The organism is Pseudanabaena sp. Chao 1811 (assembly GCF_027942295.1).
In the GTDB taxonomy this organism is placed as follows: domain Bacteria; phylum Cyanobacteriota; class Cyanobacteriia; order Pseudanabaenales; family Pseudanabaenaceae; genus Pseudanabaena.
Genome location: NZ_CP101416.1, coordinates 4,612,622 through 4,626,269 on the forward strand (window position 1 = coordinate 4,612,622; position 13,648 = coordinate 4,626,269).

Sequence of the window (13,648 nt, forward strand, 5' to 3'; positions counted from 1 at the left end):
ATACTGACTAAAATGCGATCGCCCTAAGCACCATGACTCAAGAACCAGAAAAACCATCTCGACTGCGAAAATTTTTAAGTTTTTCATCGTTAGGCATTACTGGTAGTGCATTTATCAATTATTTGATTAAGCAAGACTGGGTAATGGCAGCGATCGCACTAACTTGTTTTGTCTTGGCGGCGATTTTGGGGATTTTCTGGGCTTATGTCAAAAACTTTTTGGAACGACTAAAAGAAAAGTTAGCAGAGAAAGGGGCTGAGGATGCCGATCGTTTTTTAGAAGGGATGGAACATTTGCGAGAAAAGTTAGCGGCAAAATCATCACAACAGGAAGCTTTAAAGGAAGTTGTCTCTCAACTATCTGATTTTGAGTCAAAATATCTCGAAGAGCAAAAACTTACCTGCCATGAAGATCGGGCAATTGGCATTAGAGAGATCGAAGGATTTGATAACTATCCTGTCTTACAGGAGATCTTTGTCCCTTTGCGTTTGACGATTAGTGCAAGGGATGCAGGCTATGATCGTCCCGAATCCTTAGAAGATTACAAGACTACCCAAATTTGGGATTTACTACGCAATAGTCAAAACAGACCAAAACTAAAACAAATCGCGATTCATGCTTGGGGCGGATTTGGTAAAACTACGCTTTTAAAGCATCTCTCATTTATTTACAGCGCTCGCGCCTATGGCAAATATAACGCGCCGAAGTTCATTCCCTTTTTAGTTTATTTAGCAGATTGTTATCTGACTCTCTCGCAAGATAATCCGCCAAGCTTGCCAGAATTTTTAACCAATGATCACGTTAATAAATTGCTGGAAGATCAAGAGCTAGTCGCGCCGCCAGATTGGGTGTTGAACTTGCTTAGAGAAGGTCAAGCATTGGTGATGTTTGATGGTTTTGATGAAATACCAATTTCGGAAAGAGCAAAGGTCAGTGAGTGGCTAAGTGCGGCGATGCAGAAATATCGCAATTCGGTTTTTATCATCACTTCGCGTCCAACTGCCTATCGCGAAAACTATACTGCTCAGAAGCCATCATCAAGTTTTTGGATTGAGAAATTTAATCAGGAACAACGTCAAAAGTTTGTCGAGCAGTGGTATCTCTGCCAAGAAATCATGGCTAGGGGTGGTCGTTCTGGCAAAGATGTGGAACGCGCCGCTAAAAACAAAGCAAAGTCTCTCTTAGCGCAAATTAAGGAACGTCCAGAACTAGATGCGATCGCAGGTAATGCACTCTTGTTAAATATGATGGTGCGCTACCATCGGGATGAGCTAGGCGCAGAGCTACCAAAGCGCAAGGTGGAGCTATATCAAGGCATTTGTGAGTTACAGCTAAACCGCAGACCGAGTTTAAGAAAAATTGAATTATTACTCAAATCGACAAATCAGCGTCAAGAGGTGCTGCAATTTGTGGCGCTAGAAATGATGAAACGGGCTACAAACGATCGCGAAGAGGGCTTTAAACAAATTCAACGTGATGATTTGTTAGATAAGCTGAAGATTGGTTTGGATAAATTTGATAGTGAAGTTAATGTGGAAAAGTTTTTGGCGCAAATGGCTGATATCAGTGAGATGTTGGTTAGAAGAGACGAAAATATCTATCAGTTCTCCCATTTGAGCTTTCAAGAATTTCTAGCTGCTTCGGAACTTGTGCGTTTAAAAGAAGATGGGGAGTCTTTGTTATTTAAGAAGTTAAGCTTGAACGTATGGAAAGATACGATTTTGTTTTATGCCAGCCTGACACCAAATCCTAATAGACTCATTCAAAGGCTAGTCGATCTCGATAATCGTGACCTCGTAGATCTCATTTATCGCCAAACTAATAAGGCTGATGTTTTAAAGTCACTCGAAAAGTTAGTGATCGATAAGCGCTATGAGCAATTAGAAACTTATCTCAAGGCGAAGGAATGGGAAAAGGCGGATCGGGAAACCGATAGATTGATGCTGAGTGCAGTCGGGAAAGAATCAAATCAATGGCTAGATGAAGATGACTTACGCAACTTTCCTTGTGATGAGCTATTGGCTATAGATCGCCTCTGGGTAAAGCATAGCAATGGACTGTATGGCTTTAGTGTCCAGAAGCAGATTTATGTCGAGTGTGGTGGTAAGCTAGATTTTAGTTTGCCAAGTTCTGAGACTTGGGATAAATTTTGCGATCGCACTGCATGGAAAAGCGAAGGTAAATGGGTGGACTATCCCGACCAATTTTTTAACGAAAATTTTATAAGTGTGAAGGGACACCTCCCTAGATGGGATGGAATATTCTTTCTCGCATCGAGACTTGTGAAGTGTAAGGCATAAACGTTTCACACTTCTTTTAACTTTTGTAAACCGACATTTACCTACGACATAATGCGCCTTTCCAAGATCCGTTACCTGTCACCAGCCGCCTCTCCTTCATCATTGTCTTTTTCCGAAAATTTCTGGCAAGCCACCTTTGGGTCATAGCAATTTGCTATTACAAATTTTTCAGCAACTTGTCTTATCTCTCCATCGGGCTTATCCCACTCATCCCATAACGACTTCTGCCCTCGACAACCCTTTCCCGTCTTGCCCTTAATTTTTAAATTCGCCAACAACTTCGTACCCCAATAATTTTGCCTCTCAGGTTTCGGCTTCGGCTTATATTTCTGGCAAAATTTGCGATACTTCGCTGCACAGATCTCCAACATCGCACCCAACATTAAAAACGCAGGATGCCACTGCGTCAACCCATCATCAGTTAAGCGGTCATAGGTTCCATAATTGCTATAGTCATAAAAAAATCCCAACTGCATCCCCGCCGCCTTCGGGTTCGCATGAATATATCGCAACGTATTCAAAGCCCACCGCATATCCGTATTCGCAAACCCCGTACTGTGATATCGCTTCTCCCAGAAATGCCCCGTGCGATTCATCATCTGGTTAAAACACATCGCTGTATACCAGTTCAGCCAATGCATGATCTTTGGTAAATTCTCTGGTTGAGAAGGTTCTATCAAATAATGAATGTGATTGCTCATGATGCACAGAGCATAGAGTTTAAACCCAAACTTGTCTTTACATTTTTGAATAGAAAAGAGCAACACCTCTCGACATTCATCCCGAATCAATCGAAATTCGCGATTATTACACCGAACTGTAACGTGATAGCAATAGCCAGTTTTTAGTTCGCGTGGTTTTCGAGCCATAATTTTGATTTTGATTAATTCTGTAGGGGTAGAGCATTTGCGCCACTATCTCGCAACACTCCACCACAATCTCCATCCGCAAATGCTCTACCCTCTTCGCTATTACGAACAATTTATACCTGCGATTGAGAGATTAAATATAGCCATAGCCAGTTATGTTATGACAAAAACAAAACCCAAAAGAGAGTTGCGGCGCTTCGCGCCGCAACTCTCTTTTGGGTTTTATGTCTTAACTTACTTGGCTATAGCTATATTAGATATTTCGGGCAGTTCGAGATTTTTGGTGAATGATGAAGATTAAGGGCAGAGCATTCCCGATTTAGACGGATCTAAGAATTCATAAATTGTTGCGGGAATGCTCTGCCCCTACGACCTGTAAACAAATATTTTCCTTTCCTTGTGTCTAACCGACCATTCCCAAACCGCAGGGATAAATTATCGGTAAACGCGAAGAGGGTAGAGCATTTGCGTATCAAGATTTCCGTGATAATTTACAAACCTTGACGCAAATGCTCTACCCCTACTTGGGAATGCTCTGCTTAAAAACTCCAACCATCTGCCCATCCACCTCCAGATTTGTATGGATATATCGCACTGTATAATTCAACAAAGGCGTTGCATAGCAGCGTCTTTAATTTTTAATTAGATAAAACTTCATGACAGAGCTTTGCGCGATCGCCCTCGGTAGTAACCTGAGCAGTGAAATCGGGGACTCCGAAAAAATAGTCCAAGCAGCGATCGCCCGACTCGCTAATCATCCTGAAATAGAGGTGGTTAAGGTTTCGCGTTGGTATCGCACCAAGGCAATTACCTTGCCAAATTCCGCCCCACAGCCTGACTACATCAATGGTTGTGCAATTTTAAAAACTATTCTTAGTCCATTGCAGTTATTACGCGCTTTATTTTATATAGAGCAAATTTTTGGACGTGAACGCCGCGAACGGTGGGGAGCTAGAACCCTCGATCTGGATTTATTGCTCTATAGCGATCGCCTGATTGACTCGCCCGAATTAGTGTTACCGCATCCCAGAATGAGCGATCGCGCCTTTGTCCTCTTACCCCTAGCCGAAATCGCCGCCGATTGGATTCATCCTGTCACTGGTTTAGCGATCGCCGATCTCGCCCAAAATCCCCCTGATTTAGACCTGAGCCATCCGATTGCCATTAATACTGAAGCCTTGGCATTATAGGCGCTTTTCCAGCAAGCGAGATACAGAGGCTCTCCTACAGCAACAATATAAAAACCAAAAAACTGTGGCGCACGCGCCACAGTTTTTTGGTTTTTATATTTAACTGCGCCCAGCTACTTAACCATTAATAAGCCAACAAGTTAAAGCGGCGGCGATCGCATCGGCAGCATCATCAGGACGGGGAATACTATCTAGCCCTAATTCCCGCTTTACCGCCTCCTGTACATCAGTTTTATCAGCATTGCCATGCCCTGTTAATGCTTGCTTAATCTGTGGTGGCGAAAACTCAATCGGTTCAATATTGTGCTGATTGAGAACTAACACAATTACCCCTCGCGCTTGAGCCACATTTACTAAGTTGCCCATTCGATAAAAGAACAATTTTTCCATCCCCACCACCTGAGGTTGAAATTGTTCAATCAGCGTGTGCATGTCCTCATAAATAGTTTTCAGGCGATCGCCAATTGGTGTCTGCTTGGGTGTAACGATCGTGCCAAATTCTAATAGTTTGGGGGAAGCAGGTTTTTCTACTTCGATTAAGCCAAATCCAACAATTGCTAAGCCTGGATCAATTCCTAAGATTTTCATGACAGCAATCTTATCAGACTTTATCGCGATCGCTTCTTTGGGAAATGTAAAAAGCAATATAAAATACGGATTGCCACTTTTTTATCATAATCATGGCATAACGATTTTATTGTGATCACTAGTGCAATCTAGTTTAATTAAGTTAAGAGTTTTAATGTTAAATCAAAAAAAATTTCAAAAAGCATAATATTAATTTGTTACGGGGGAATAATTAATTGTGCAGGTCTCAAAATCATCCAAGCTATCTAATTTCAATAGTGGAGAATGTATGAAAAAATACCTAGGATTTATTGCAGCTACTTTTCTTTTGGCTGAGGGATTTGGAGTTGGAGCTGCGCTCGCTGACGATAAGTATGGAGCAGTAGCAACTGGTTCCGATGGCTCGTATGGCTATGCCTATAACTACAACAGTAAAGATGCAGCGATCGATGCAGCACTTTCACAATGTGGTGACACCTGCACTACCAAAGTTTGGTTTGCGAATGCTTGTGGAGCAGTAGCAAAGGGTGGTGGAGCTACTGGATGGGCTTGGAATGCTAGTGAAACTGCGGCTAAAGATAATGCTGTTGCTAGTTGTTATGACTACGGTGGTTCTAGTTGTGAAGTAGTTGTTTGGGCCTGCACTGATCGCTAAAATTAATCCTTAAAAAGATTACAAATTAATCTTTTTAAGGATTTTGAGTAATAATAAATTACTAATTCTTAAAAACAAAAAAATCTGAGACAAGATTAATGAGAAGGAATTAAGTTTTAATTCTTTGGGAAACTAAGGCACGGCTATTCAAACATTGGTAGTGATCAAGAGAATGGGATAGTTTCCTTTATTTAGCACTACTCAATCATCTAGGAAATCATCAAACTACTAGGCTATTAAAAAACATGAAAAAGTATCTAGGATTTATTGCAGCCACTTTTCTTTTAGCTGAGGGATTCGGAATTGGAGCAGCGATCGCAGGCAGCCAATACGGAGCAGTCGCCACTGGGCCAAATGGGGCTTATGGCTGGGCTTATAACTTCGATAGTGAAGAGGGCGCAAAACAATACGCGCTTTCGGCTTGTGAAGGCAGTTGTACGGAAGTAGTTACTTTTAGTAATGGTTGTGCTGCTGTTGCTAAAGGTGGTGGCTACTTTGGATGGGCTGCCGCAGCAGACGAAACAACTGCTAAAAATAATGCTCTTGGTTATTGTGGCAATGATAGCTGTGCAATTCAGGTATGGGCTTGCACAGATCATTAGGATTTAATAAAAGCCCTGTTTAGTAAGGCTTTTGCTTCTGATTTTTGAGAGAGGGTTTGCGTAGCAAACCCTCTCTCAAAAACCGTTTTAAATTATTCCGAACTCGTATTTTTCAATGTCAGTTAAACAAATAGCGAAAAATGGTAAGAAGCACCAAGTGCTTCTTACCATTTTTCGCTATTTGCGCTGTGCTTCTCAATAATGCAAATAGCTATATCGAACTCACGTTTTTTTACGCGATTACTGGAGGTACATAAAAACTTATTCTGAGATGGTCTCGACATATCTGTAAGGCTTTTAAGCTATAATGGCAGAGTGTTTTTGAATCTTTACTCAAAAAACACCTTAAAACACCATCAAGAGCGCTTGTAAAGTTTTTCTTTAAAGCCCCCTTGAAGACGACATAATTTCTGGAGTTGTTTACCTTCATGCCTGAGATCGTTACAGAAACTTATAATGCCAATCAGATCCAAGTACTAGAAGGTCTAGAAGCAGTTCGTAAGCGACCTGGGATGTATATCGGTACAACAGGACCAAAAGGATTACATCACCTTGTTTTTGAAGTCGTTGACAACAGCGTTGATGAAGCCCTTGCAGGACATTGCGATCGCATTTTAGTTGAGCTTTTACCCGATGGCTCCGTACAGGTCTCCGATAATGGACGCGGCATCCCAACCGATACTCATCCGAAAACTGGAAAATCTGCCCTCGAAACCGTACTCACCGTTCTCCATGCAGGTGGAAAGTTCGGCGATGGTGGTTACAAAGTATCAGGTGGCTTACATGGTGTCGGTATTTCTGTAGTTAATGCCCTCTCCGAATGGGTAGAGGTCTCCGTATGGCGACTAGAAAAAGTCTATAAGCAACGATATGAAAGGGGCTTTCCTGTCACAGAATTAATCGCTAGCCCAAGCGAAGAAGCTCAACCCCGACGAGGTACACAGGTACGTTTCAAGCCTGATTCGCAAATTTTTACCACCCAAACTGAATTTGAATACGATATTCTCGCGAGCCGACTCAAAGAGCTTGCCTACCTCAATGCTGGCGTAAAAATTGAATTTTGCGATCGCCGAGGTGAAGAACTTCGCACCGATATCTATTGTTATGAAGGTGGTATTCGCGAATATGTCGCCTACATGACTCGCGACAAAGAACCTATTCACCCTGACATTATCTATGTAAATGGTGAACGCGATAACGTTGTTGTTGAAGTCGCATTGCAATGGTGTATTGATTCCTACAATGACAACGTTCTTGGCTTTGCGAATAACATCCGCACAATTGACGGTGGAACTCACTTAGAAGGACTGAAAACCGTTCTTACGCGCACGATGAATGCTACGGCTCGGAGACTCAAAAAGATCAAAGAGGGCGAATCAAATCTCGCTGGGGAAAATGTCCGAGAAGGTTTAACGGCAGTAATTTCCGTTAAGGTTACTGATCCAGAATTTGAAGGTCAAACTAAAACTAAGCTAGGTAATACGGAAGTACGCGGTATTGTTGATTCCTTCGTTGGTGAAGTTCTCAATGAATATCTAGAGTTCCATCCTGCGGTTGCTACTTCAATTATCGAAAAAGCACTACAAGCTTTTAATGCGGCTGAAGCTGCCCGTCGCGCCCGTGAACTAGTTCGACGCAAATCTGCTTTGGAGTCTTCCACTTTACCGGGAAAGCTTGCCGACTGTAGTTCTCGCGATCCCAAAGAATCCGAAATCTTCATTGTTGAGGGAGACTCCGCAGGCGGCTGTTTTGATGGTGATACCCTCGTTGCCCTAGTAGACGGACGCAATATTAGTTTCAAGCAATTGGTAGAAGAAGAAAAGGCTGGTAAGCAAAACTTCTGTTACACGATTCGTAACGATGGCACGATTGGAGTTGAGCAGATTATCAATGCCAGAATTACTAAGCGAAATGCAGAGGTAATTCGTGTCACTTTAGATAATGGTGAGCAGCTAGTTTGTACACCTGATCATCCTTTCATGCTTCGCGATCGCACTTACAAAGCCGCCGCCGAACTCGCGGTTGATGATTCATTAATGCCTCTCTATCGCAGGCTGTCTAGTAAAGCTGATAAGAGCATCACCATCGATGGATATGAAATGGTATGGAATCCCAAATCCGATGGCTGGTTATTCACGCACGTGATCGCAGATTGGTATAACCGTTATCAAGGTGTTTACCAAGTCGAAGATGGGGATCATTGTCATCATGTTGATTTTAATAAACTGAATAATAATCCAACTAATCTCCAACGTTTGCCAAAGTTAGATCATTTGCAATTGCATCAAGTTCACATTGCCCAAACCTTACATCGTCCTGAAGTCATCGAAAAATGCCGTCAATTAAAAACTACGGAAGAATTTCGCGATCGCATGAGTCAGAGAATGCAAGAACCTGCAACTAGAGAAATTCTCTCGCAACAGGCAAAGGCACAGTGGGAAGATGCCGATTACAAAGCCTATATGACTGCGAAGTGGCGTGAATTTTATGAGAGCAATCCTGATTATCAAACACAAAATCAGCAGCAGTTAGATCGGTCTCAGCGAGAATATTGGAGTAATCCTGAACATCGTCAGCAGCAATCTACAAGAACAAAAGAATTTTTTGCCCAAAACCCTGAAGCAAGACAACGCTTATCAGAAATTGCACAGCAACAATGGCAAAATCCTGATCTGATCGATTGGCGACGTGTAAAAACTCAAGAGCAATGGACAGATACCTTTAGAGCAAAACGTAAGGCTGCTTTACAACAAACCTATTACCGCAAAACCTTAGCTGCTCTTAAGCAGATTGCAGTTGAGAATGGTTGTCTTGATTTAGATGCCTATCGTGCTTATCGCATTGATACTCGCGATAAATCTCTACTCAAGTTTGAGACATTTTGCGATCGCTATTTTGAAGGTAATTCCGAACTTGCAGTTGAGGCAGTTACTAATTACAATCATCGCATTGTCAAGGTTGAGAAACTAAGCGAGCGTATTGATGTTTATGACATCGAAGTGCCAAATAGCCACAATTTTGCCCTTGCTAGTGGTGTATTTGTACATAACAGTGCTAAGCAAGGACGCGATCGCCATTATCAAGCAATCCTGCCATTGCGCGGTAAAGTTCTCAATATCGAGCGAGCCGATGATAGCAAGATCTATAAAAACAATGAAATCCAAGCCTTAATTACAGGCTGTGGTCTTGGTATTAAAGGTGAAGACTTTAACGAAGCCCAACTTCGCTATCACAAAATTATCTTGCTGGCTGATGCGGATGTGGATGGAGCGCACATTCGGACATTGCTCTTGACCTTCTTCTATCGCTATCAAAGAGAACTACTCGATCGCGGCTTTATCTATATCGGTTGTCCTCCACTCTATAAGGTGGAGCGCGGTAAAAACCATACCTATTGCTATACCGATCGCGATTTGCAGGAGCTAATAGCTTCTTTCCCTCCTAATGCCAACTACAGCATTCAGCGCTTCAAAGGTTTAGGTGAAATGATGCCGCAACAGCTATGGGAAACGACCATGAACCCTGCCACGCGATCGCTGAAACGTCTCACCATTGAAGATGCTGCGGAAGCTGATCGGATCTTCACAATCTTAATGGGTGATAAAGTTGCCCCACGCCGCGAATTTATTGAGACCTATGGCTCAAAATTAGGACTTGCAGATCTAGATATCTAAAAGAAGAAAGGCAGCAATGCTGCCTTTCTTCTTTTAGAAAGCACCACACAAAGTGTGGTGCTTTTTTGTTAGGATTTCGTTTTTTCTAAAACAAAGCTACTAAGCGATCGCTGGATTGAGACGATAGGAATCTCAGAAATCGCTTCCGTTGCAAAGGCATAGGTCAGCAGTTTTGCCGCACTCTCGGCATCGATCGCCCGACTTTGGAGATAGAAGATTTCTTCAGCATCCAATTGGCTAACCGTTGCACCGTGAGCGCATTTGACATTATCCGCAAAAATTTCTAACTGCGGTTTAGTATCTACTCGCGCCTTGCCCGATAGTAACAGATTACGACTTAGCTGTGCAGAATCAGTCTGCTGGGCTAACTTCGCGACTTGAATCTTGCCATTAAAGACCGCATGGGAACGCCCATCGGCAATACATTTATGCAGTTGCTTGCTCGATCCATGCGGATAGTTGTGAGAGATTACCGAATGGGTATCAGCAAGCTGTTCTCCATCAATAAAAGCTAAACCTGTGAGCGAAGTTTCCGTTTGTTCCGCCATTTGATGCACAATCAAATTTTGACGAGAAATCTTTGCTCCAAAGCTAATCGCTTGGTTCTTATAGACACTATTGCGAGCTTGAGCGATCGCAGTAGTGTTGATATGAATCGCTTCATCGCCTTGTCTTTGCACCTTTGTATGATTGACCTGAGCGCCTTCCGCTAGCCAAACTTCCGTCACCGCATTAGTGAAATAGAGGTGATTATTTTCACCCACAAAGGTTTGCACAAAGGTCAATTGGCTATGGCTTTCCGCAATGATCAAACAACGAGGCTGGGTGATTAAAGTTGCTTCACCTGATTGGGGAGCAGAGATAAAGAGCAATTGCACAGGATTCTCTACCACCAAATTTTTCGGTGCGAGAATGATTGCTACATCTTCCATGCAAGCGGTATTGAGACTCGCAAAAAAATCATTAGCATCGGGATGCTGGGCGAGATGCGATCGCAACTTTGGCAAAATGCGATCGCCTAGAGATTCTAATGTCCCGATGACCAAGCCTTCCGTTACATCGCTAGTATCGGATAAGTCCTTACGATACTTTCCATTCACAAATACCAGACAATTACCTAAAGATTCTGGCGCGATATTATTGGCGATTAAGGCTTCAAGATTAGCACTACGGGAAGTGATCGCTGGTTGATTGGCAAAAGTCAAACTCCCCAAAGCGGAAACATCGGTATATTTCCATTCTTCATCTTTAGTGGTGGGGAAAGATAGGCTTGCTAAGCGATCGCTAGCCAACTGCCGCAGGTTGCCCACAAAATCGCTGGTATCTTGATCGGGAGTGGCAACATCAGAGCGTAAACCCACAACCTGAGCGACAAACTGCTCACTATTGACAGCCAGTTTACTGCGCGTACTTAACGCACCCTTAAATTCCGCTTGATCTTCCAATTGTCCAGAAACTTGAATAGCCATTATGCCAACACCGCCTCTTCTTCTTTGAGCCAGTCATAGCCTTTCTCTTCTAGCTCTAGCGCCAAGTCCTTACCACCCGTGAGAATGATCTTGCCATTTTCCATCACATGAATGAAGTCAGGAATAATGTAATTGAGCAAGCGCTGATAGTGGGTAATTACGAGAGAAGAATTATGAGGTGTGGAGAGCTTATTCACACCACCCGCCACAATCCGCAAAGCATCAATATCTAACCCTGAATCCGTTTCATCTAAAATTGCTAAAGTCGGATCAAGAATTGCCATTTGCAAGATTTCATTGCGCTTCTTTTCACCACCTGAAAATCCTTCATTGACGCTACGGCTCAAGAATGATGGATTCATTTCCACAATCTCTAACTTTTCTTGAATGAAGTCATCAAAATCAATAATATCTAACTCTTCTAACCCCTTATGCTTTCGCAAATTGTTATAGGACAATCTTAAGAAATCAGAATTTGTCACCCCTGGGATTTCCAGTGGATATTGAAAAGCTAAAAATATGCCTTCTCTAGATCTAATTTCGGGTTCTAAATCTAAGAGATTTTTGCCCTTATACCAAATCTCGCCACCTGTGACGGTATAGGCAGGATGTCCCGCTAATACTTTGGAGAAAGTGCTTTTACCAGAGCCATTAGGTCCCATAATCGCATGGACTTCACCAGACTTAATTTCGAGATTTAGTCCTTTAAGAATCTGGACTCCATCCACTTCCGCAGTCAAATCCTTGACCGATAAAATTACTTCACTATTTTCAACAATCATCTATGTTTCTCTTAACAGCTACTTAATATTGTATAGCGTTTTGGAAATGCGTGCGTACTCATTTCCAAAACAAAAAAACAATCAGAGTAAGGGTTTGCGCTTTTCATTTTGCCCTAGGCAAAATGAAAAGCACTATAATCATGTAGTGAACAGATATTGGCATGAGAAGGTCGAAAAACTATGAATTACCAGACAAAAGCGATTCAGACTTTACGTCATCCGTTGAGCCTCGTCATTAGCGCGATCGCTTTGCTCACAGGAAGTTGCACTGTCCCAGAACCTAAGCTGAATGAACCGATCGCGGCTCAACCAACCACATCAGCGATTGCCACTAATAATGCTACTAATAAAGCAATTGATAAAAAACCTACTCCGACTGGTTTCAAAAAAGTCACCGTAGTCAAAGATTTAGAAAGACCTTGGGGAATGGCTTGGTTGCCTGATGGCGCGATTCTGATTACTGAACGGGTTGGTCGAGTCAAAATTTTACGCAATGGATTACTAGAGGAAATTGTGATCGCGAATATCCCGAACCTATTTGTATCTGGACAAGCAGGTTTGATGGATATCTCGTTACATCCAGACTTTGAGCAAAATAACTGGGTTTATCTTACTTATTCTTCTGGAGATTTCCAATCTAACCACACTAGTATTTTACGAGCCAAGTTTGATGGAAAAGCTCTGGTGGAGCCGAAAGTGATTTTTGAGGTCAAACCATCCAAGTCTGGCAATCAGCATTTTGGTTCGCGCATCGTTTGGCGACCTGATCAAACCATGCTGGTGGCGATCGGTGATGGGGGGAATCCACCATTAGAGTTAAATGGTGAACTAATTCGCAAGCAAGCCCAAAAGCTAGATAGTCAACTTGGCAAAGTCCTTCGACTTAAAGATGATGGTTCCATTCCGTCTGACAATCCATTTGCAAAAAACACTAATGCTAATCCTGCAATTTGGAGCTACGGACATCGTAATATTCAAGGCTTGTTTGCCGATCCCTTATCGCAGCAAGTATGGTCAACAGAGCATGGTGCAAGGGGTGGGGATGAATTAAATCTCATCGAAGCTGGCAAAAACTACGGCTGGCCAGTTGTCAGCTTTAGTCAAGAATATATCGGTGGACAGATTTCCACCGAAACATCTCGTCCTGATATGGTCGATCCCCAATTGGTATGGACTCCTGCGATCGCACCATCTGGATTGATGGTATATCGTGGCGATCGCTTTCCAGAGTGGAAAGGCAATCTCTTTGCAGGAGGCTTGGTATCGAAAGATGTTATTCGCATCAAAATAGAGGCAAATAAAACAGCCATTCAAGAGACTATACCCATTGGGCAAAGGGTGCGTGATGTGCGGCAAGGAAAAGATGGATTTATTTATATTCTCACCGATGAACAAGCGGGACAACTAATCCGACTGGAGCCAATGTAAGGAATACAGCGCTTTGCGCTGAATTATAACCCAGAGAAATTTTTGAAAGCGCGGCTCCGCCGCGCTTTCAAAAATTTCTCTTTACTACTTGAATCCTCAACAGGCTGTATAT

10 protein-coding genes are annotated in these 13,648 nt (G+C 42.6%); 6 read left to right on the top strand and 4 right to left on the bottom strand.

Annotated features, from left to right (window positions below):
- Positions 1-32: 32 nt before the first annotated feature.
- Positions 33-2,300 carry an NACHT domain-containing protein gene (locus tag NMG48_RS21045; protein ID WP_271253345.1) on the top strand — a complete coding sequence of 756 codons (2,268 nt, stop codon included), beginning with the start codon at positions 33-35 and terminating at the stop codon, positions 2,298-2,300.
- 71 nt (positions 2,301-2,371) lie between these two features.
- Here the strand turns inward: NMG48_RS21045 and NMG48_RS21050 are convergent, their stop codons facing one another.
- On the bottom strand, positions 2,372-3,169 hold the full coding sequence (locus tag NMG48_RS21050; RefSeq protein WP_271253346.1) for a transposase: 798 nt from the start codon (positions 3,167-3,169) through the stop codon (positions 2,372-2,374).
- Between the two features lie 656 nt (positions 3,170-3,825).
- Here NMG48_RS21050 and folK point away from each other — a divergent pair.
- On the top strand, positions 3,826-4,359 hold the full coding sequence (folK, locus tag NMG48_RS21055; RefSeq protein WP_271253347.1) for a 2-amino-4-hydroxy-6-hydroxymethyldihydropteridine diphosphokinase: 534 nt from the start codon (positions 3,826-3,828) through the stop codon (positions 4,357-4,359).
- Positions 4,360-4,476: 117 nt separating this feature from the next.
- Here the strand turns inward: folK and ruvC are convergent, their stop codons facing one another.
- Positions 4,477-4,947: a crossover junction endodeoxyribonuclease RuvC gene (ruvC, locus tag NMG48_RS21060; RefSeq protein WP_271253348.1), complete on the bottom strand. Its 471-nt coding sequence runs from the start codon at positions 4,945-4,947 to the stop codon at positions 4,477-4,479.
- A 268-nt stretch (positions 4,948-5,215) separates the two neighbouring features.
- Between ruvC and NMG48_RS21065 the strand changes: the two genes are divergently transcribed.
- The 3 genes from NMG48_RS21065 (at position 5,216) to gyrB (ending at position 9,857) form a co-directional block, all read left to right on the top strand.
- Positions 5,216-5,581, top strand: a complete 366-nt coding sequence (locus tag NMG48_RS21065; protein WP_271253349.1) for a DUF4189 domain-containing protein — start codon at positions 5,216-5,218, stop codon at positions 5,579-5,581.
- 245 nt (positions 5,582-5,826) lie between these two features.
- Complete coding sequence (locus NMG48_RS21070) at positions 5,827-6,183, top strand: DUF4189 domain-containing protein (protein ID WP_271253350.1); 357 nt, start codon at positions 5,827-5,829, stop codon at positions 6,181-6,183.
- Between the two features lie 428 nt (positions 6,184-6,611).
- Positions 6,612-9,857 carry a DNA topoisomerase (ATP-hydrolyzing) subunit B gene (gene gyrB / locus NMG48_RS21075; RefSeq protein WP_271253351.1) on the top strand — a complete coding sequence of 1,082 codons (3,246 nt, stop codon included), beginning with the start codon at positions 6,612-6,614 and terminating at the stop codon, positions 9,855-9,857.
- Positions 9,858-9,925: 68 nt separating this feature from the next.
- On the opposite strand, the gene sufD is transcribed toward gyrB, so the two are convergent.
- Together sufD and sufC are read right to left on the bottom strand one after the other, a co-directional pair.
- Positions 9,926-11,326: a Fe-S cluster assembly protein SufD gene (sufD, locus tag NMG48_RS21080; RefSeq protein WP_271253352.1), complete on the bottom strand. Its 1,401-nt coding sequence runs from the start codon at positions 11,324-11,326 to the stop codon at positions 9,926-9,928.
- Positions 11,326-12,108 (bottom strand): Fe-S cluster assembly ATPase SufC, encoded by a 783-nt coding sequence (gene sufC, locus NMG48_RS21085; protein ID WP_271253353.1) that lies wholly within the window; start codon positions 12,106-12,108, stop codon positions 11,326-11,328. The genes sufD and sufC overlap by 1 nt, the downstream gene beginning before the upstream one ends.
- 180 nt (positions 12,109-12,288) lie before the next feature.
- Here sufC and NMG48_RS21090 point away from each other — a divergent pair, with 180 nt between their 5' ends.
- Positions 12,289-13,536, top strand: coding sequence for a PQQ-dependent sugar dehydrogenase (locus NMG48_RS21090; protein WP_271253354.1), 1,248 nt, complete (start codon positions 12,289-12,291; stop codon positions 13,534-13,536).
- Positions 13,537-13,648: the final 112 nt, after the last annotated feature.

What these genes read in the sequence shown, in the direction of transcription:
- NMG48_RS21045 (WP_271253345.1), top strand. Translation starts at nt 33, where the DNA reads ATGACTCAAGAACCAGAAAAACCATCTCGACTGCGAAAATTTTTAAGT.
- NMG48_RS21050 (WP_271253346.1), bottom strand. Translation starts at nt 3,169, where the DNA reads ATGGCTCGAAAACCACGCGAACTAAAAACTGGCTATTGCTATCACGTT.
- folK (WP_271253347.1), top strand. Translation starts at nt 3,826, where the DNA reads ATGACAGAGCTTTGCGCGATCGCCCTCGGTAGTAACCTGAGCAGTGAA.
- ruvC (WP_271253348.1), bottom strand. Translation starts at nt 4,947, where the DNA reads ATGAAAATCTTAGGAATTGATCCAGGCTTAGCAATTGTTGGATTTGGC.
- NMG48_RS21065 (WP_271253349.1), top strand. Translation starts at nt 5,216, where the DNA reads ATGAAAAAATACCTAGGATTTATTGCAGCTACTTTTCTTTTGGCTGAG.
- NMG48_RS21070 (WP_271253350.1), top strand. Translation starts at nt 5,827, where the DNA reads ATGAAAAAGTATCTAGGATTTATTGCAGCCACTTTTCTTTTAGCTGAG.
- gyrB (WP_271253351.1), top strand. Translation starts at nt 6,612, where the DNA reads ATGCCTGAGATCGTTACAGAAACTTATAATGCCAATCAGATCCAAGTA.
- sufD (WP_271253352.1), bottom strand. Translation starts at nt 11,326, where the DNA reads ATGGCTATTCAAGTTTCTGGACAATTGGAAGATCAAGCGGAATTTAAG.
- sufC (WP_271253353.1), bottom strand. Translation starts at nt 12,108, where the DNA reads ATGATTGTTGAAAATAGTGAAGTAATTTTATCGGTCAAGGATTTGACT.
- NMG48_RS21090 (WP_271253354.1), top strand. Translation starts at nt 12,289, where the DNA reads ATGAATTACCAGACAAAAGCGATTCAGACTTTACGTCATCCGTTGAGC.